This window comes from Paenibacillus sp. MER 180 (assembly GCF_023713665.1).
Classification (GTDB): Bacteria; Bacillota; Bacilli; order Paenibacillales; family Paenibacillaceae; genus Paenibacillus_B; species Paenibacillus_B suaedae.
Genome location: NZ_JAMAVT010000003.1, coordinates 311,332 through 330,171, shown reverse-complemented (window position 1 = coordinate 330,171; position 18,840 = coordinate 311,332). Strand labels below are relative to the sequence as shown.

Here is an 18,840-nt window from a genome sequence, read left to right as displayed (position 1 = left end):
CTATGTAATATTAGAATAAGACCTGACTGCACTTTTGGCAATCAGGTCTGTCACACGTTTGAATCTATTGTTTTGCTGCCTTCTGCTTCGAGAGCCAGTCGGCAATATGTTCGATATCTTGGTCATTCAGGCCTTCCTTCTTGGCTGCTTCCACCATAGAAGGCATTCCGCCTTTACCATCCTTAATGACCGTTAAGATCTCATCCTTGCTGAGCTTGTCGCCAATACCAACAAGGGCAGGGCCCGCAGCACCCTTCATATCAACTGCGTGGCAGCTTAAGCAGCCAACCTTCTTCATGTTCGCAAATGCTGGATCATCCTTTTCAACGATGGCGATGCCTTTGCTTGGTTTTGGCTGGTTAGAAGCCTCACCCTTCTCAGCAGCCTCACGTGCCTTTTCCTCACGCTCGACATGCTCTGGTATCATATTCTTCTCAGCCATCTCGGCCTCATAGTGAACCCAAGCGACTCTTGTCAAATATACACATGCGATCAATGTCAAAATCATCATTGAGGATGCGATTGGGCGGCGATAGAATCTGCGTTCCTTCCCTGTATCGAGGAATGGAGCAAGCAGCAGGCCTCCGAATGCAAGACCAGGGACTAACACCGTACCGATAACAACATAACTTCCTGATGCATATGGATACTTCAAGAACTGATAGAGAAATAAGAAATACCAGTCTGGAATCGGAACGAACGCCGCGTTATTCGGGTTCGCCGGATAACCGAGCGGTGCAGCTTCCGAGATCGTTAATACTAGAAAAGCGACCAGTGCCACACAGCCAACCATCCACTCTTTCAACAAGAAGTTAGGAATGAAGGCTTCGGATTTCCCCGGAAATGAGGTGTAATCCGGTTGTTTGATTGTGGTTGTTCTCTTCTTAACACGAGAGTCGCCAACAAAGACGACTTTTTCTTCTTTGGAATTCCCATGTGCCATCTCGTTTCCTCCTCCTTATAGCGGTCCCGAAATGCCTTGGCGTCTAATCATGAAGAAATGCGCTCCAAGCAAGGCAAGAAGTGCCCCTGGCAGGAAGAACACATGAATCGCGAAGAATCGCGTCAATGTCTGCGCGCCGACGACCGTTCCGCCCTGCAGCAATTCTTTCAAATACGGACCGATATATGGTACGGTATCCGCGATCTCCATGCCGACCTTAGTTGCAAAGTAAGCTTTGTTGTCCCAAGGCAGCAAATAACCCGTGAAACCGAGTCCGAGCATGACGAAGAAGATAAGCATGCCGACTACCCAGTTCATCTCGCGTGGTGCCTTATAGGAACCAGTAAAGAATACACGGAGCGTATGTAATAACATCATAACGATTACTAAGCTTGCTCCCCAGTGGTGCATACCGCGAACAATTTGTCCGAAGGCAACCTTCGTCTGCAAATATTCGACACTGTAGTATGCGTTCACAATATCAGGGACATAATACATGGTCAGGAACATGCCTGACAGAATTTGAATGACTGTAATAAAAAACGTCAAGCCACCGAAACAGTACACGAACGCAGAAAAATGGTGTGCAGGGTTAACATGCTCAGGCACCTCATGATCCGCCACATCGCGCCACATCGGCGTTATATCCAGACGTTCGTCAATCCAGTTATAAACACCTTTAAACATCTGTTATTTACGCCTCCTCGTTATTGCACGTGTTGGTTCGCAATGATATCGCCCAAGTATACAAAGCCATCCTTAACCTGCACTTTGTATTCGTCGAGCGGTGCACGAGCAACTGCTAACTGCTTGCCTTCTTTCGTATAGTGCGCACCATGGCACGGGCAGAAATATTGATCCTTGTATGCCGGATTCTTATTCCAGTCAACCGTACATCCTAAGTGCTTGCACACCGGAGACAATGCAAATATATTGCCTTCCTTATCCTTGCTTATCCATGCCGTGAGCGTTGGAGTACTCTCATACCAGCCATCGACTTGCTTGATTTCGAAGGTAAATTCAGTAGGTGATTCTGAAATCTTGCTCAATTCAGCAACCTTAATGTAATCGCCTTCTGACTTCTTCTGAAGCAACGGATCAACTGCAAACCGGACCATCGGCAGAGTAGGACCAACAAACATGAAAGCACTTGCCCCACCCAGCGTGTATGTAAGAAATTGTCGACGGGACATTTCTTTTCGTGGCTTTTGAGGTGGATGCTCGTTATTCTGCGGTTTACTCATATACTGTCTAACCCCCCTTTACACAACCGTTCTGAGAGCTTGCTATGACGATAATCACATTCTAACTAGGACATCACTATAATATCCCAGCACTATGAAAGCGTCAAGAATTTACCAATATAATTACCAGAATGAACCTTTTTCTTATGTAAAATGTTTGAATATTGTCACATTTATCCTTGAGTTTGTGTGACGCTCCACATATTTTGCACACATATCTTCATCGCAGAACGTACTTGCCCAGCCTCTTCTTCCATCAACTCAGCAGGAGTAATGACTAGATCCGCGGCCGGAAGCTTATCTGAAGTAAGCGGCAGTTGTGCCGATACGACGACAATATACGCAAATCCCTGGCGTCGGAGTCTGGTGCACAATCCATTCAATAGCCTCAGCTCATCAGCATCAAGCTGCTGAGATACGAAATGGTATGCAGGATAGGTTACCGTTCTTCCTCGGAAAGGTATCTCAATGCCATCCAGCCAGTCGCGCAGCTTCTCCAGACGATACCCAGCTTCGATTGGGGATTCAGTCCCGTTCAGCCCTGTAACTGGCAATATGCACGTGTCCAGATACGGCCCCCATTCTTCCCATTGTTCTTCGGTCAGTTCACTAAATTTCACGACGTCTCCCCCATCTTTTTCCTTGTCATTACTCCCCATTATACTGAAATGAACAAAAAAATGAAGAACCGCAAAATTGCGCTCTTCATTCATAACGATTTGTAAGGCATCCTTTTGGACAAGTTCTTAGAAGCTACTGCAATGTTTTCAATTCGTCCGTCAAGGTTCGGAACGAGGATTCATCCCCTGTTGCGAGTGCTTTGTCGATTTGTTCATATATTTTTTCCGTACGGTATTTCCGTATGGCATCGTCCCATATCATCTCCGCTGTTAAACTTAACATCGCCTCATACGATACCTTCATTTTATCCATAGGATACACCTCCAACCAACACGATTAAGAGATCCTATATTCCTTTCCTTTCACCACATAGTTCTGAGTTGTCCGTTTCATTCGCTCTACATCTTCATCTGTCAGTTCGCGTATGACTTTTGCGGGTGAACCTAGAGAAAGAGTATAGGCCGGTACTTTTTTATTTTCTGTTACGACAGAACCTGCTCCTATTAAAGCATATTCACCAATGTCAGCGCCGTTCAGTACAATAGCCCCCATGCCAATCAATGTACCGTTGCCTATCCGGCAGCCATGTATAATTGCACCGTGGCCTACCGATACATCATCTTCAACGATTAGCGGCTGATTGGCATTCACATGTCCGATAACGCCATCCTGAATATTCGCTCGCTTGCCTATCCGTATGGGTGCCATGTCTCCACGAAGCACCGCATTGAACCACACACTGGATTCAGCGCCAATCGTCACGTCTCCAATCAGCTTAGCGCCTTCTGCCACATATACGGAAGCATCAACAACTGGCAATATGCCTTGATAAGGTATGTACATTCGATAACATCCTCCCGATCGACCATTCCCACATAGCTCTAGCTGCAAATTCACTAGGCATAGGAAATTTTTGGCCCCATCGTATCAATGAGAATGCCTCTTGTCAACATCTAGCTGAATTTTGTCCTCATGCGCGACATAAACACTATCAATAATAAGCTGCCCTCTGCGAGTCGTCTGTATGACCGAACCATACTGCTCATCTTCACCGAATCGAATGACGCCTAGATGAACCAGCATCATAATAATTCGCTGTCTGAATACGGCCTGTGACGAATCAAAGAAGAATGGCCGCACGAACGGGAGTAGAGCCCGCTCCAAGGAATCTAACGTTGTCCACTGCTTGGTACATAACTGAATCCAATGCACGATGGATAACAAATTCGGAATCGCATTCTTGTACAGCTTCAACCAAAATCGATACAACGAAGCAGACGACTCTATCCCCCCGTTAGCGATACGCTCAATCCCCTTCGGTGTACAGCTTAACCGTCCATCGCCTTCCTCCAGCCACCCTTGATAAAAGGCGTAGTCATATAAAAGCGACATACGGTTCGGATAATCATGGAATCTTCTCCCGTATCCAAATCTCCATTCACCACGGGCAATAGGGGCTTCTTGTACGCCAAAGTAATCGAGAAGCTGCTGCTGCGTTTTTTTGTACATAACACCTTCCGCATTAAGCAATACATTTCCGTCCACGATGAATTTCAAAAGCTGTAACACGTCCTCCGCCATTCTTCCATCTTCATCCCGATAAGAGGAAGGGGTATCCGTTTCTGTCAAATGCATCGCGAATGACTGCCTAAGTACATCAATTAATCTCATTTTCAAATCGCTCGGCACTTGGAACAAATACTTGGTTTGATGCGAGCAGCCATTGAACAGCCATCCACTATGCTTAAATTTAGATATCGTTTCACGTGGATGCGGCATTGACGTCACCGCCTGCTGTTCAGCACCAGCATGTTCTAAATCGAACTTTGTCTGCTGCACTCGAGCGATCAATTCCTCCAAGCTAAATGAAGAACGCTTATCAAACAAAATGGAGTTAAGGAACCTAAGCTCTTCAAGCGTCATCTCATTCACATGCTGTTCGAACACATCCCTTCTGCCTAACACTGACAGAATGGACTGAATCAGCTCGTGCTTGGAATGTTCATTGCAGACGCACCCATAACGCTGAGCAATTCGAGTTAGTTGATTAATATCCGCGTAACTGAGCATATCCGCTAAATTCATGCATGACCTCCGTTTCCGTCAGACGTAATGTGCCGAATCCTCGATGTCCATTACTCATTATTGGAATATTTATCACATTTATTCACATTGTCGTAGAAAACATCGAATATTATATAACGAGGAGATTCTCCTCATAGCCCTCAGGCATTTGCTCATGCAAACACAAAAAAGCAGTTCGCTTCACTTCACGTGAAGTCGAACTGCTTATTAAGATATCCTTAATTATCGTGGTTTTGCTGTTAGATCCAAATGGCGGATATGCTCCATGCAATTATAGAGCAGCGGGTGCCAGCCTTCCGAACGTTTTTCTAATATTGAATAGGATAAGTTCCCAATGTGTCCTTGTCTGTCGCTTCCAAATAGAGCAATGTACAATTGAGCCAGCCAGCTCCCATGAGAGACTACTAAGAGATTAGATCCCATATGCTGATTTGCGATATGCTCTAGCGTTTGAACTGCGCGGTACTGAAGTTCTTCATCTTTTTCCTGCCGAGATCCATCTTCCGCCACTCTGCACCCCAGCGCTGCTCTCGCTCTTCCGGCGTCGTGCCTTCTACGAGACCATAAGCTCGCTCACGAAGTCCCTCTACGGGTGATAGTAATGGAATTTGGAGTGCATCTGCCAGAATCGATGCAGTCTCTTCTGCTCGCTGTAATCCGCTGGATATGACATAATCGAATGGTGCAGTCTCTTGGACGAGGCGCTCTGCCAGCAGCCTTGCCTGTTCACGACCTGTTTCATTCAACGGTATATCCGTCTGTCCTTGTATTTTCCCCTGCGCATTCCAATCGGTTAACCCATGGCGTACCAAACCAATATGTTGTTTCATTGTTACTCCTTCATAGTCATCCGTTATTGACGCACTCGTGTCAACCAGTTCAACAGCAGTAGTGCAAACGTCACCCCAAACAATGACAATGCAATCCAATAATGAGGAATCGTCGGAACAACCCGCAATATTGTCGGTTCACTTACATTGCTTGCAACCGGCAATTCAATATCAAATGCATCCAGGCCAGAATGATCACTGCCTGCCAACGCAGTCGGCAGTATCCCACTAACTGCATGAATATTAGACTGTTCATTGCGAATAAGAAGGAAAACAAGAGCACAGAGGAACATGGCCATACAAAAAGCGATTATCCCCGCAATCACTTGACGTGAGCGCAGGGATAACGCATGAGAACGTCTATGTACAGGCATCAGCCAATCTTGTTCCTCATATATGCGATCCATAACGCGACTCGCTGCTGAGCTGCTCGCTTGTTCCGCATCAAGCTCCAACTCAACTTCATCTTCCATCCAATCCATGCTCGCAGACCATACTGCGAACTGCTCCGCACACGCTTCGCATCCTTCCAGATGTCGATCGATAGCTTCACGTTGCGGATCGTCAATAGGCATATCGACATAATCCGATATCCATTCGAGCGCTTCCGCACATTTCATGTTAGTTCATCCCTTCAAGACCAGGCTCCCTTATGTATGGTTCTAACTGGATCTTTACACTAGCTCGAGCCCGGAACAACAACGATTTAACCGAACTTACGGTTTGCCCTAATACTTGGGCAATTTCTTGATAGTCCAGTTGGTCGTATTCTCGAAGAATGAGAGCGGAGCGTTGTTTGTCAGGCAACTTGCTGATTGCCTCACGCACCAATTCTACCTTCTCATGCCGCAGCAATGCATATTCAGGCGCCGCTTCCTTCGGCGCTTCCGGAACGATTCCTTGCTCTTCATCAAGTGATACTTGAATGCTTCTCTGCTTACGAAGTTCGCTTAACACGGTGTTGCGCGCAATCGTATACAGCCAAGTCGAGAAAGAGGCATCTGATTCCCTGAACGTATGCAGGCTTCGATATGCCTTGTAAAATGTCTCTGCACACAAATCTTCTGCCAACAGCTCCAACTGGGAATTTTTCAACATATGATAAATAAATGATAGCAATTTGCGTTGATAACGATTCATCAATTCCGCGAAACAGTCTGTGTTGCCGTCCTTGATTTCACGGATGATTTGGGAATCGGTCATGGATTCAAGTCCTCCTTGCTTTCCATATCCATCCCGATGCGCTACCTGAATGGTTATACTCTCGAAGTTAAAAAAAGTTGCGAATCGGAGAAAAATGTTATAAAAGCCTCTATAAGCCTAATGATACGTACTATGGGTATGATCCGTGTCATGAAAACATGACACTCGAGCTTTATCATTTCAAGTCGTATTTTAGCATAATAAAGTCGAAAATTGATTAAAAATTTTTTAAGATTCAGATTTCATTAAAAAATCACCCCCTCAGGAGTGATTCAAGCCAGCCTTACAACGCCGCATTCCGCTGTTTCATCGATTGATAGAGCAGCAGATACAGACTCGCAATGACACCAGCCGTCTTACTGCGCTTCGCTGCATAAAGTAGAAGGAAAAAGAGCGCAAAACTAAATCCACTTTCCATGAGCTGTGTAGGGATCAGGTTCACACCATTAGGCGCGATTTCGGATTCGTGAAACGTAATGCCGAACCATCCATTTGTCTCCTCTCCATAGCAACACCCTGCCAAAAAGCATCCGATTCTGCCAAAGCCCTGTGCCAAGGCAATGGAAGGAACAAACAGATCAAGATGCTCCATGAAGGACAGACCCTTCACCTTACAATACACATAGCCTGCAAGCACGCCTCCAATAATCCCGCCATAGACGACGAACCCCGATGACAAATCCCATATCATCTCGGGATGATCAATGAGATTATTGCCTTGGGTTATCCAAAATAAGAGCTTAGCTCCCATAAACCCGCCAAGCAGCCCCCAGAGCGTAATCGAAGATATATGGGAGCGCTCTATGCGCTTCTTCTCTGCTCGCCTAACCAATACTTGATATGCAGTAAAAATTCCAATTGCAATCATTAGTCCATATCCATATATGGTGATTGGGCCAATATGGAGCAGATCATTCTTCATCGCAACCCTCATCCTTTCCCCTTCATTCAAGCATATTTGTTGAGGCAGACATACATGTTATATCAGTGATGCTGCTGCCCCCTGCATTACTGGTACTTTTACACAATTATAGAGAGCCGAACACCTACCTGTCAAAAACCTAAACGAAGCTGTTTTTCAGCTGTTTATCCTTAGTTCATACCTTACTGCTCGCAGGACGCTTAGCGCCAATTCCATTTCAAGACAAAAAAAATACCACTCCGATTGGAGTGGCTGCACACTTGTGCAATTCTATTGGATAGGAGTGGAGAGAAACCATACTGTACTGCTATTATAATGTATACGTTTTCATGACGTCAATAGGTTTTCGTAAAAAATTTTCTTCAATTCACAAATTTTTCCGTTAGATGAATATTTCATAACCTTTCGATTTTAACAGCTCCCTCGCACGATCCCAGTCATCCTGCTGCCGGAACGATAATCGGAGCACACCTGGCACATCTTCACGACTTTCAATAATTTGAACATTGCTCAAGTTAATGTGATGATTTCCCAACTCTGTCGCAATGCTGCCAATAATGCCCGGATGGTCAGGAACATTCACGTACAGTTCATAGAGCGATTGAATTATACCTTTGCGGCGTTCCGGCATACGGCTTCGGAATTCGCCAGCTTCTGTGAACTGCTGAATAATTCCTTCACCGTCCTGGCGCTGCAGCATATCAATAAATCGCTCCGTAGACGCTTTCCAGTCCTGAAGTAAATGGAGAACAACATCCCTATTGTTAATCAAAATATCTCTCCAGATGACCGGATCGCTTGATGCAATGCGGGTAATATCCCGGAACCCGCCGGCAGCGAGCAGTTCGTACAGCTCATTGCTCTCATTATAGGATCGTACTTGATTAACCAATGCTACAGCCACTACATGCGGCAAATGGCTGATTGCGCCAACCACTTCATCATGTTCCTCTGGATTCATCCGAATAATGTGCGCTTTCGTATAGCGGAGCAGAGATACAAGTCTGCTGTAAGCTTCTTCATCCGCCGAATCGTCAGGAGTGAGCACGTAGTAAGCATTTTCGAACAACAATGTCGTTGCCGCTTCAACCCCTGAACGCTCCGAGCCTGCCATTGGATGCCCGCCTATAAAATGCACATCGTCCCATGAAAGAGAACGTGCGCAGCGTGCGACCGAAGCCTTGGTACTCCCCACATCAGTTACGATACAGCCTGCCTTAAGAGGTAAATTCCGCAAATCACTCAGCATCGATTCCAGCATTCCAACCGGACAGCATACGAATATGTAGTCCGCATCCTCTACCGCTTCGTGCAAGGAAGTCGTCGCTTCGTCTACAACGCCGCGCTGCACATACTTCTCTGTTGAAGACGGGCTCGGAGAGTAACCAACTACATGCATGCCAGGTCTATTTTTGAAACAGAGGGCGAGGGAGCCTCCGATTAGTCCCACGCCCAATATAGCTATCTTAGTTCTCATGAAGTCACCTTAATCTCGGCCAGCGCTTCTTCCAAGGCTTGAATCATTGCCTCATTTTCTTCTTGGCTGCCAATTGTAATACGTAAATGATTTGGGTATTTATGATGCCCCGCACGCGCTATAACGCCACGACGCAGGAGCGCGTTAAAGACTTCTATTGCAGAAAAGCCTACGTCAACCATAATGAAGTTGCCGTGAGCCGGGAAGCTCTCCAAATTCATACGCGCAAATTGCTGCTCTACATATTGAATGCCCGCTGCATTCTTCTGTCTGCAATCTTCAATGAACCCTTGGTCTTGAACGGCAGCCAATGCTGCTGCTTGTGCGAAGCGAGTCGTATTGAACGGTTCACGCACTTGATTAATCGTACGGATCACGTCAGCATGTCCAACCCCGTAGCCGATACGTAGGGACGCAAGTCCATAAATTTTCGAGAACGTGCGCAAGGACACGACATTGGGATAACGACGAACCAGATCTAATCCATCACGGAAGGAAGGATCTGTCACGTACTCACAGTAAGCTTCATCCAATACAACCATGACATTTGCAGGCACTTGTGCAACAAACTGCTCCAATTCTTCTGCACTTACAATTGTGCCTGTCGGATTGTTCGGATTGCAGATCCATACGATCTTCGTCCGCTCGTTTACGGCAGCAAGCATTGCTTCCAGATCATGCGCTCCTTCTTTCAAAGGAATCTCTACTGTGACAGCCCCTTCAATCTCTGCATTATGCTTGTATTGAGGAAACGTCTGATCTGCGATGACAATCTCATCACCTGGAATCAGGTACGCACGGCATATCATTAATATAACTTCATCGGAACCTGCGCCGAAAATCAATTGATTGTGCTCAACGCTCAAGTGTGCCGCAACAGCATCTGTCAGTGCTCTAGCCGCTCCATCGGGATAAATGCTCGTATTGTTCACTTCATTCAATATTGCTTGCTTCGCATGCTCAGAGGATCCGAACGGATTCTCGTTGGAAGCCAGCTTGATAATACGATCCAAGCCAAGCTCCCGCTTCACTTCATCAACAGATTTGCCTGGCTGATATACAGGCAGGTGTACAACACTGTTCTTCGGCTGCATATGGGTACCACCTTTCTCATCTACATAGATCATTGCAAAAAAATTAATGTTTTAATTGTCGCACAAAATCACAAATTTGCAAGATCCCTTCTTCAGATGAATCAGGATGCTCCAGAAGCGGCAGAGCTTCTTCAATGCGCCTTACAATGGCACTACCTACAATCACACCGTCGCAGCGTTTCGCAAAATGCTTCACATGCTCTGCTGTAGAAATGCCGAATCCGATCGCAATAGGAAGCTCTGTACTGCGTCGCACCAGTTCAATAAACGCATCTACTTGCGAGTCGAAAGTGTCTCTTACACCCGTAACGCCAAGCGAGGATACACAATAGATAAAGCCTCTTCCTTCTGCCACAATGGAGCTAACCCGAGATTCCGAAGTCGGCGCAACGAGTGGAATGAGATGAATGCCCATTCGGTCAGCAGCTTCACGGACTTCATGACTCTCTTCATAGGGCAGATCAGGAATGATTATGCCGCTAATTCCGGCATCCCTAGCCTGGTGTAAGAAGCTGTCCAGTCCAAATTGCAGCACTGGATTATAATAAGTAAACAATACATAAGGAATTTGTGCACCTTGTTTCCTAGCCTGAGCAGCAATGCGCAGTCCATCAGCGATCGATACATGATTGCGCAACGCGCGTGCCGATGCTCGCTCAATAACCGGACCGTCAGCCAGCGGATCGGAATACGGTATGCCAAGTTCAATAATGTCTGCGCCGGCTTGCTCCATTTGCAGAAGAAGCCGAAGAGTGATTTCACAGGTTGGATCACCTAGCGTTATAAATGGCATCAATGCGGACTTGCCCTGTGCTTGTAAAGTACGGAATGCATCATCCAGTAAATTACGGCTCGCTAGTGTCTGACTCATAGCAGTTCCTCCCCCAATCTCTCCATAATGGTGGCAACGTCTTTGTCCCCACGGCCTGACAAGCAAATCACAATTAGATCATCCTTATTCATGCCAGGTGCTGATTTGATCGCCTGCGCAATCGCGTGTGACGATTCCAATGCGGGTATAATGCCTTCTGTACGGGTAAGAAGCTGCAGCGCATCCATGGCTTCATCATCTGTAATAGGCACATACGATGCTCGTTCCGAATATTTCAAATAGGCATGTTCTGGCCCTACTCCCGGATAATCCAATCCAGCGGAGATGGAATGTGCCGGCTGAACTTGACCAAACTGATCTTGAAGCAGATAGCTCATCGATCCCTGGAAAACCCCTGGTGTCCCAAGTGTCATCGTAGCCGCATGATATGGGGTATCAATTCCTTTGCCTGCTGCCTCAACCCCAAGAAGTTGAACCGACTCATCCCTCAAAAACGGATAGAACATCCCCATAGAGTTGCTCCCTCCGCCAACAGCAGCGATCAGCAGATTCGGCAAACGCCCTTCCAGTTCAAGGATTTGCTTGCGTGTCTCATCTCCGATAATTCGCTGGAAATCCCGCACAATCATCGGATACGGATGAGGCCCCACTACGGAACCAAGAATGTAGAACGTGTCCTGCACATTGCTAACCCAGTAGCGCAGCGTTTCATTCCCTGCATCCTTCAACGTTCTTGTACCTGACATCACAGGCACAACCTCTGCACCGAGCAGCTTCATACGGAACACATTCAGGCTTTGACGCTTCATGTCCTCTTCACCCATAAATACTTTGCACTCCATGCCCAGCAGCGCTGCGACTGTTGCAGTGGCAACACCATGCTGTCCCGCCCCTGTTTCAGCGATCACCTTCGTCTTGCCCATACGCTGGGCTAACAAGGCTTGACCGATGGTGTTGTTGATTTTATGGGCACCGGTGTGGTTCAAATCCTCACGCTTCAAATAAATCTTGGCTCCGCCCAGCTTCGCAGTAAGCCGCTCTGCATAATAGAGTGAAGTAGGTCGCCCTGAGTACTGAGTCAGCAGCTTGATCAATTCTGCTTGAAATTCTGGATCCTTCACATGTGTACGATAAGCCTCTTCCAGTTCCAGAAGCGCACTCATCAATGTCTCGGGCACAAAACGGCCTCCAAATGGTCCGAATCTGCCTTTTTCGTCCGGTAGAACCGTTGTCTCTGTTGCTGTTGCTGTTGCTGTCGCACTACTCTTTTCCATGCTCATTTCCCCTCACCCTTTCGATAAACTCATCAACCTTGGATATATCTTTTACTCCATTTGTTTCAACACCACTCGATACATCAACGCCATCTATATCGTACTCTCTCACAACTAGACCGACATTATTAGGAGACAATCCGCCAGCGATATAGAGAGGGAGCCTTAATGAAGCCAATTGGTCTGCATAAGATGGGATTACCGTCCAGTCGAACACTTTGCCAGAACCACCGCCCTGAATCGGACAATGTGTATCTAGCAGGACAACATCTGCATATTGGACATCCAACTCATATACCGCCGCAGTTGCTGCTATAGACTGGGTAGGTTGGTGCTCATCAGTACGAACGATAGGTACCGTCCTCCATATTTGAATATCATAGTGATCCTTCATCCATTCCAACAATGCCGTATCGCCCTTCACATGGAGCTGAACGCTTGTTAGAGGCACTGCATCGAGCACTTGCTTCAGCTCTTCACGAGTTGGATTCGCGAACACACCTACAAGGTCTGGAAGTGCGTCTCCTTCCTCCCTCAGCTTCAACAGCCACTGCTTAACGTGAGACGGCTGCACCTGTCTGCGACTCGGTGCGAAGACGAATCCAATATGATCTGGTCTTAATTGGACAACTCGACGCGTCATCTCGAGATCCGTCAGGCCGCATATTTTTACTTTCGTTGCACGAGCAACACATGAACGTGCACTCGCTGTAGGTGACTCGTGTTCCCTCGATGCTTCGACTTCCATATCTTCTTCACTCCTTACGTCTGTTTACGAAGCAGTGTTCGAATTTAGAAGACCGCTCATCAAGTGCTCTACTGCATCCTTTACATTGTCTCGTCTCATGAAATGTTCCCCTACCAGCACCGCATCGACATGCAGCTCATCCATGCGACGGAGATGCTCCGGAAGATGGATACCGCTCTCGCTGACTAAGATACAACCTGACGGAGCCAAATGGCGAATACGATGGGTCTGCTCGATATCGGTCTCGAATGTATGCAAGTTTCGATTGTTGATGCCGACTAACTTGATTCCTTCAATTCTGCCTACACGCTCCATTTCAACTTCATCATGGACTTCCACGAGAACATCCATGCCAAGTTGTCTAGCTGTTCCGTGCAGATGCTGCAATTGGTCGTCACTCAAGATCGCTGCAATCAGCAGGATTGCATCCGCACCTATTAATCTTGCTTCAAGCACTTGAAGCTCATCGATAATAAATTCCTTCCGCAAGATCGGCAGTTCTGTCAGCGCACGCACCTGCTGCAGAATGTCATTGCCGCCTTGAAAATATGCGCGATCTGTAAGTACGGACAATGCATCAGCACCTGCAGCCTCATATCCAGCTGCAATCTCAGCGGGATTGAAATGCTCGCGAATCAGCCCTTTGGATGGCGATGCCTTCTTTACTTCAGCAATCAAGGCAACCGAACGGTTCTTATTTACAGTAAGTGCCCCAGTGAAGGAGCGGCAAGGTGAAAGCGCTGCTGCCTCCAGAATTGCCTCGTTCCGATTCATCACTCGTCTAAGCGCTAGTATCTCTTCTTCCTTCGTTCGTACAATCCGTTCAAGAAACATGACTTAGCCCTCCTGTTGCTGCGATCCATTGCTCCAGCTTCTGATTCGCCAATCCATTATCGATCGCATCAGCTGCAATCCGCACGCCTTCAGCAATGGAGCTCGATTGTCCTGCAACGTAAATACATGCGCCCGCATTTGCAAGAACAATATCGCGATGTGCGCCTTGCTCTCCGCGAAGCAGACCTCTTATAATTTGCGCGTTCGTTGCGGCGTCTCCACCCAGCACACTAGTCAACGGCTGCGTGTGTAGACCAAGTGTTTCCGGTGTAATGGTATATGTGAATACTTCTCCATTTTTCAGTTCACTAACTTGAGTTGGTGCCGACAGGCTGATCTCATCCAATCCATCTTCGCTCGCAACAACGAGCGCACGCTTCAACCCCAATTCACGCAATACGGATGCGATCGTCCCAGTCTTCGTGCGATCATAGATCCCAAGGACTTGTCGATCAGCTCCCGCTGGATTCGTCAACGGGCCAAGCATGTTGAATACGGTGCGTATCCCTAGTTCCTTGCGTGGTGCAGCCGCATGTTTCATTGCAGGATGATAGACTTGTGCGAACATAAAGCAGATGCCGATTCGTTCCAAGCACTGTGCAGCTTCCTCGCTCGTCAGCTGAATATTTACACCCAGCGCCTCCAGTACATCCGCACTCCCCGAGCGACTGGAAGCCGATCGGTTGCCATGCTTCGCAACCCGCACGGATGCGGATGAGGCGATGATGGCAGCAACTGTGGAGACATTCAACTTATGAATGCCCGATCCGCCTGTTCCACATGTATCAAGCAGGCGCTCATGCGAAGTGACCACTTGATGGGCGCGGCTGCGCATCGCTTCAGCAAAGCCCGCAATCTCATCAACTGTCTCCCCCTTCAAACGCAGACCTGCAAGCAGTGCTCCAATCTGAGCCGAAGTCGCATGGCCATCCATAACATCTGCCATTGCATCCCTCGCTTCTGAGCGGCTTAAGTGATGCCCTGACAGCACTTGAGCAAGCGCCTCCTTCATGAGTGCACTTCCGATTACAAGTTGGCTCGTCATCCTAAATTCCTCCCTTCGGCGACGGGAATCGAAGCAGCCCGTTCTTCCGTTCCGATATAATAGTCCCAGTTCGCCGGCATCACCGAAGTATAGGATGCCGCATATCCAACCTCACTTCCCTCAGCTGCGTTCGTTAGCTTGCTCTCATTGACACTGTCCTCTTGCCCTTCAGCGTCACCTTCGCGGCTGAACATCTCTTCTGTCATCCGAATCGCCAGCAGCAGTGCTTTCGCCTTGTTAATCGTTTCTTCGTATTCCATCTCCGGAACCGAATCCCATACAACACCAGCACCTGCCTGTACGTAAGCATGACCTCCTCGGAAAATAATTGTACGTATCGTAATACAGGAATCCATATTCCCATTGAATCCTAAGTATCCGATAGCGCCCCCATATATCCCACGTGACTCTTCTTCCAACTCTGCAATAATCTCCATTGCACGAAGCTTAGGCGCTCCGGACAATGTACCTGCTGGCAAGCAGGAGAGGAAGGCATCGAAGAAATCCTTGTTCTTGCGAAGCTTGCCAGAAACGTTCGATACGATATGCATGACATGGGAATAACGCTCAACATTCATGTACGTATCACAGCGCACGCTGCCGAACTCGCATACGCGGCCGAGATCATTCCGCCCGAGATCAACAAGCATCACATGCTCGGCCCGCTCTTTCTCATCCTGCATCAGATCTGCTTCCAGCGCTGCATCCTCTTCAGTTGTGGCGCCGCGTGGTCTTGTTCCCGCAATCGGCCGCGTCTCTACCCGCTCATCCTTAATACGCACAAGCATCTCTGGAGAAGTACCGACAATCAGGTCGTCCTCTGTCTTGAGCACATACATATACGGGGAAGGATTTGTCATTCTCAGCACCCGATACACATCAAGCGGGTCTGCTTGTGTCTGCCGTTCGAAGCGCTGTGACAGCACCACTTGAAAGATATCTCCTGACCGAATATATTCCTTGGCTCGATTCACCTTCGCAACGAATGATTCCTTCGTCTCCGAGGATCGAACCCCCTGCAGTACCTCTTCAGCCGCAGATGCTGCCGTTGTTTGCTGTACCAGTCGGGTGTTGCTCACTAAAGGTGCTGTCAGCTTCATTTGCAGGCTGCGCAATTTCTTTCTCGCTTGCTCGTAGCGATGCCGTATCACATCTGCCGAACTCCCTGGTTCCACATGAATGTTCACAATAAACTGCATTTGCTGCTTCATATGATCGAAGGCAACAAGCTGATCGCAGAACATAAATCGGATGTCGTCCATTTGCAGCGTGTCGTACTTATGACGCGGCAGGCGTTCATACTGCTGAACCAAATCGTAGCCGAAGCAGCCAATTGCCCCTCCTGTCATTGGAGGAAGTCCATCTAGCGCAGGGCTTCTATATTTATGCATCAATTGCTTCATCATCTCGATTGGGCGCTCTCGCACCTCGGTGATATGGCCATGCTCTATCTTCCGCAATCGTCCACTCTTCCCTTGAAGGAGCAAGAACGGATCCGTTCCGATAAAGGAATAGCGGGCCCATTGGACGCCACCCTCCACACTCTCCAACAAAAAAGCATATGGTTCATTGCGCAATCTTTGAAATAATCGAATTGGGGTTTCGGTATCAGCCATCATCGTCTCGGCAACAGGTATGACATTATACTGCTGGGCGAGATGGATTACTTCGTCCAATTGGGGATACATCGCTTTCCACTCCTTTCAACTTCGTTATGCAGCCGTTAAGACGAATACATACCGCGTGATGAACGAGAGCGTCTACCAACCATTTCTTATTCACTTGTTTACGCTTGTTTCAGTGCCTTATCGGAATCAGGCGAATCACGAATGAAAGGCACTACTGAAAAATAACGTGTACGAATAAAAAAAGCCTCTGCGCAAGGCAGAGGCTTGTTGGTATACGATGAAATTGTGGATGAGTAATTCAATTCATGAGGATATGGATCGCCTTATATAAGCCCTCCTATTGTGCCGCTGCCATAAATCAATGTACAGCAAATACAATAGGCGCTAACCTATATAGACATGATGTCCATATTCTATCTCGTCTCAGCTCAACTCATCTCAATCTCAACTCTGCTCAACTATGCTGATATCAATATAACCGGAAATGTCGGCTTCGTCAATCCAGCAAACTAAATTCCAGACATAAACGATCTTCAGACTGGGTTTCCCACATCTCTATTTACTAGACAAATCAGGTCTCAGAGCTATCGCCTCATTCAAGTAGACATGGCGAATCTCGTGTTGCTCCTTGTCCGTGTTGATCGTTACCATTAGGCGGATGCACAAAGGCAGACTGCCCTTCACTGGAATTTCAATGGCACACATGAGTGGCACTAGATCCCAGCCTTCCATGGCACGTATCGCACGTGCTGGAAAAGTAGCATTCAAATCCTCTGTCATCGTGATCCAAATATTTGCGATCTGTTCAGGTTGAACCGTATTTTGCGCAACTATCTCCTGGAGCAGCTTCGTAGTCGCATGCAGAATCTCTTCTGCATCGTTGCGGGTTACCGTAGTTGCTCCGCGAATTCCTCTTGCATACATGGTCACGCCTTCTCTCCTTTCAATTCCTCGATGATATCTCGTACTAGGCTGACCGGTACATCCTTGCGAATTTCTACATGACCGATTGCAGTAGGCACAATAAATACGGTGTGCCCTTCCTTAAATTTCTTGTCATGCATCATGGCTTGAATAATATCATCCGAATTCATATGCTGTGGCACTGCCACCGGCAGGCCGTATTTCTTCAATATCGCTTCTGTTCGAACAGCAATCTGCTTATCTTCACCCAACCGCTCTGCAAGACGCGCAGAACCAACCATTCCAATTGAGATGGCTTCGCCATGCAGCAATTCTCCGTAGCCAGCAACCGCCTCTAGAGCATGGCCAATCGTATGTCCCAAATTCAATATCGCTCTTAGATCATGCTCACGTTCATCCTGAGAGACGACCTGCGCTTTAATCGCGCAGCCCTTAAGCAGTCCATACGTGAGTGCTTCCTCATCCTTAGCCAGCAAGCGTTCAGCTTGTGCTTCGCACCATGCTGTAAACTCTTCATCCCAGATAAGGCCATGCTTAATCATTTCAGCCAGTCCTGCGCGGACTTCCCGATCAGGAAGCGTAAGCAAGGTAGCTGTATCGTACAGCACCATTTCTGGTTGATGGAAAGCCCCTATAATATTTTTGGCGAACGGATGGTTAACCGCAACCTTGCCGCCGACACTGCTGTCATGAGCCAATATCGTCGTAGGCACCTGAATAAAGCGAATTCCTCGCATGTAAGTTGCCGCCACATAACCTGCCAAATCCCCGACTACGCCACCGCCGAGGGCGACGATGGAAGAATGGCGATCACAGCCCGCATCAAGTGCTGCAGTGATGCACTGTTCGTACACCTGCAGCGACTTGGAGGATTCACCAGCTGCTACTACAAAGGAAGAAACCTGATAGCCAGCCTCACGCAGTGCTGCTTCCGTGCGCTCTAAATATAGCGGAGCCACATGATCATCCGTGATGATCACAATTGGACTGCGAGTGGGGATGCTGCGCATTTGAAATGCCTCACCGATTCGACCGAGAAGACCACTGCCAATCCAAATTGGATAAGAGCGTTCTCCTAGTTCAACAGTAAGCTCTGCTGCATCTAAAGTGAGATTCTTGCTCATGACGTTCCCCCC

At 47.6% G+C, this 18,840-nt stretch carries 20 protein-coding genes and 1 pseudogene; all 21 read right to left on the bottom strand.

Annotated elements, in window-relative coordinates; translation table 11 throughout:
* Positions 1-64 precede the first annotated feature (64 nt).
* Complete coding sequence (locus M3661_RS06560; RefSeq protein WP_065290863.1) at positions 65-943, bottom strand: menaquinol-cytochrome c reductase cytochrome b/c subunit; 879 nt, start codon at positions 941-943, stop codon at positions 65-67.
* 15 nt (positions 944-958) lie between these two features.
* Positions 959-1,630, bottom strand: coding sequence for a menaquinol-cytochrome c reductase cytochrome b subunit (qcrB, locus tag M3661_RS06555; protein WP_005546984.1), 672 nt, complete (start codon positions 1,628-1,630; stop codon positions 959-961).
* 20 nt (positions 1,631-1,650) lie between these two features.
* A complete protein-coding gene (locus tag M3661_RS06550) occupies positions 1,651-2,187 on the bottom strand; it encodes a Rieske (2Fe-2S) protein (protein WP_065290862.1) in 537 nt (178 codons plus the stop codon).
* 173 nt (positions 2,188-2,360) lie between these two features.
* Positions 2,361-2,807 (bottom strand): DUF2487 family protein, encoded by a 447-nt coding sequence (locus tag M3661_RS06545; RefSeq protein WP_065290880.1) that lies wholly within the window; start codon positions 2,805-2,807, stop codon positions 2,361-2,363.
* A 133-nt stretch (positions 2,808-2,940) separates the two neighbouring features.
* A complete protein-coding gene (locus M3661_RS06540; protein WP_021254668.1) occupies positions 2,941-3,120 on the bottom strand; it encodes an IDEAL domain-containing protein in 180 nt (59 codons plus the stop codon).
* Between the two features lie 24 nt (positions 3,121-3,144).
* Positions 3,145-3,651 carry a gamma carbonic anhydrase family protein gene (locus M3661_RS06535; RefSeq protein ID WP_021254669.1) on the bottom strand — a complete coding sequence of 169 codons (507 nt, stop codon included), beginning with the start codon at positions 3,649-3,651 and terminating at the stop codon, positions 3,145-3,147.
* 84 nt (positions 3,652-3,735) lie between these two features.
* Positions 3,736-4,893, bottom strand: a complete 1,158-nt coding sequence (locus M3661_RS06530) for a hypothetical protein (RefSeq protein WP_065290861.1) — start codon at positions 4,891-4,893, stop codon at positions 3,736-3,738.
* Between the two features lie 222 nt (positions 4,894-5,115).
* A pseudogene (locus M3661_RS06525) lies at positions 5,116-5,723 on the bottom strand (histidine phosphatase family protein).
* Between the two features lie 23 nt (positions 5,724-5,746).
* Positions 5,747-6,343, bottom strand: a complete 597-nt coding sequence (locus M3661_RS06520; protein WP_021254672.1) for an anti-sigma factor family protein — start codon at positions 6,341-6,343, stop codon at positions 5,747-5,749.
* Position 6,344: 1 nt separating this feature from the next.
* Positions 6,345-6,926, bottom strand: coding sequence for an RNA polymerase sigma factor (locus M3661_RS06515; RefSeq protein WP_021254673.1), 582 nt, complete (start codon positions 6,924-6,926; stop codon positions 6,345-6,347).
* A gap of 283 nt (positions 6,927-7,209) precedes the next feature.
* Entirely contained in the window at positions 7,210-7,848 is a 639-nt protein-coding gene (locus tag M3661_RS06510; protein WP_251483054.1) for a prolipoprotein diacylglyceryl transferase, read from the bottom strand.
* 382 nt (positions 7,849-8,230) lie between these two features.
* Positions 8,231-9,325 (bottom strand): prephenate dehydrogenase, encoded by a 1,095-nt coding sequence (locus tag M3661_RS06505; protein ID WP_065290858.1) that lies wholly within the window; start codon positions 9,323-9,325, stop codon positions 8,231-8,233.
* Entirely contained in the window at positions 9,322-10,419 is a 1,098-nt protein-coding gene (gene hisC / locus M3661_RS06500; protein ID WP_021254676.1) for a histidinol-phosphate transaminase, read from the bottom strand. The genes M3661_RS06505 and hisC overlap by 4 nt, the downstream gene beginning before the upstream one ends.
* Positions 10,420-10,462: 43 nt before the next feature.
* Entirely contained in the window at positions 10,463-11,290 is an 828-nt protein-coding gene (gene trpA / locus M3661_RS06495) for a tryptophan synthase subunit alpha (RefSeq protein WP_090510394.1), read from the bottom strand.
* The gene (gene trpB, locus M3661_RS06490; protein ID WP_065290856.1) at positions 11,287-12,525 is read right to left on the bottom strand and encodes a tryptophan synthase subunit beta; all 1,239 of its coding nucleotides are present in this window, start codon (positions 12,523-12,525) and stop codon (positions 11,287-11,289) included. Before trpB ends, trpA begins: the two co-directional genes overlap by 4 nt.
* Positions 12,512-13,273 carry a phosphoribosylanthranilate isomerase gene (locus M3661_RS06485; RefSeq protein ID WP_065290855.1) on the bottom strand — a complete coding sequence of 254 codons (762 nt, stop codon included), beginning with the start codon at positions 13,271-13,273 and terminating at the stop codon, positions 12,512-12,514. Before M3661_RS06485 ends, trpB begins: the two co-directional genes overlap by 14 nt.
* 24 nt (positions 13,274-13,297) lie before the next feature.
* Positions 13,298-14,107 carry an indole-3-glycerol phosphate synthase TrpC gene (gene trpC / locus M3661_RS06480; RefSeq protein ID WP_251483052.1) on the bottom strand — a complete coding sequence of 270 codons (810 nt, stop codon included), beginning with the start codon at positions 14,105-14,107 and terminating at the stop codon, positions 13,298-13,300.
* Positions 14,097-15,119 carry an anthranilate phosphoribosyltransferase gene (gene trpD, locus M3661_RS06475; RefSeq protein WP_397376498.1) on the bottom strand — a complete coding sequence of 341 codons (1,023 nt, stop codon included), beginning with the start codon at positions 15,117-15,119 and terminating at the stop codon, positions 14,097-14,099. Before trpD ends, trpC begins: the two co-directional genes overlap by 11 nt.
* A gap of 29 nt (positions 15,120-15,148) precedes the next feature.
* A complete protein-coding gene (trpE, locus tag M3661_RS06470; protein WP_251483049.1) occupies positions 15,149-16,840 on the bottom strand; it encodes an anthranilate synthase component I in 1,692 nt (563 codons plus the stop codon).
* A 495-nt stretch (positions 16,841-17,335) separates the two neighbouring features.
* Complete coding sequence (aroH, locus tag M3661_RS06465; protein WP_021254683.1) at positions 17,336-17,704, bottom strand: chorismate mutase; 369 nt, start codon at positions 17,702-17,704, stop codon at positions 17,336-17,338.
* 2 nt (positions 17,705-17,706) lie between these two features.
* Positions 17,707-18,828, bottom strand: coding sequence for a 3-dehydroquinate synthase (gene aroB, locus M3661_RS06460; protein ID WP_065290851.1), 1,122 nt, complete (start codon positions 18,826-18,828; stop codon positions 17,707-17,709).
* Positions 18,829-18,840: the final 12 nt, after the last annotated feature.

Excerpts from the sequence above, each read along its gene's own strand:
- aroB (WP_065290851.1), bottom strand. The coding sequence starts at position 18,828 with ATGAGCAAGAATCTCACTTTAGATGCAGCAGAGCTTACTGTTGAACTA.
- trpE (WP_251483049.1), bottom strand. The coding sequence starts at position 16,840 with ATGTATCCCCAATTGGACGAAGTAATCCATCTCGCCCAGCAGTATAAT.
- M3661_RS06535 (WP_021254669.1), bottom strand. The coding sequence starts at position 3,651 with ATGTACATACCTTATCAAGGCATATTGCCAGTTGTTGATGCTTCCGTA.
- M3661_RS06540 (WP_021254668.1), bottom strand. The coding sequence starts at position 3,120 with ATGGATAAAATGAAGGTATCGTATGAGGCGATGTTAAGTTTAACAGCG.
- M3661_RS06505 (WP_065290858.1), bottom strand. The coding sequence starts at position 9,325 with ATGAGAACTAAGATAGCTATATTGGGCGTGGGACTAATCGGAGGCTCC.
- M3661_RS06485 (WP_065290855.1), bottom strand. The coding sequence starts at position 13,273 with ATGGAAGTCGAAGCATCGAGGGAACACGAGTCACCTACAGCGAGTGCA.
- M3661_RS06560 (WP_065290863.1), bottom strand. The coding sequence starts at position 943 with ATGGCACATGGGAATTCCAAAGAAGAAAAAGTCGTCTTTGTTGGCGAC.
- trpD (WP_397376498.1), bottom strand. The coding sequence starts at position 15,119 with ATGAAGGAGGCGCTTGCTCAAGTGCTGTCAGGGCATCACTTAAGCCGC.
- trpC (WP_251483052.1), bottom strand. The coding sequence starts at position 14,107 with ATGTTTCTTGAACGGATTGTACGAACGAAGGAAGAAGAGATACTAGCG.
- trpB (WP_065290856.1), bottom strand. The coding sequence starts at position 12,525 with ATGGAAAAGAGTAGTGCGACAGCAACAGCAACAGCAACAGAGACAACG.
- hisC (WP_021254676.1), bottom strand. The coding sequence starts at position 10,419 with ATGCAGCCGAAGAACAGTGTTGTACACCTGCCTGTATATCAGCCAGGC.
- M3661_RS06520 (WP_021254672.1), bottom strand. The coding sequence starts at position 6,343 with ATGAAATGTGCGGAAGCGCTCGAATGGATATCGGATTATGTCGATATG.
- M3661_RS06510 (WP_251483054.1), bottom strand. The coding sequence starts at position 7,848 with ATGAAGAATGATCTGCTCCATATTGGCCCAATCACCATATATGGATAT.
- M3661_RS06530 (WP_065290861.1), bottom strand. The coding sequence starts at position 4,893 with ATGAATTTAGCGGATATGCTCAGTTACGCGGATATTAATCAACTAACT.
- M3661_RS06515 (WP_021254673.1), bottom strand. The coding sequence starts at position 6,926 with ATGACCGATTCCCAAATCATCCGTGAAATCAAGGACGGCAACACAGAC.
- trpA (WP_090510394.1), bottom strand. The coding sequence starts at position 11,290 with ATGAGTCAGACACTAGCGAGCCGTAATTTACTGGATGATGCATTCCGT.
- qcrB (WP_005546984.1), bottom strand. The coding sequence starts at position 1,630 with ATGTTTAAAGGTGTTTATAACTGGATTGACGAACGTCTGGATATAACG.
- M3661_RS06550 (WP_065290862.1), bottom strand. The coding sequence starts at position 2,187 with ATGAGTAAACCGCAGAATAACGAGCATCCACCTCAAAAGCCACGAAAA.
- aroH (WP_021254683.1), bottom strand. The coding sequence starts at position 17,704 with ATGTATGCAAGAGGAATTCGCGGAGCAACTACGGTAACCCGCAACGAT.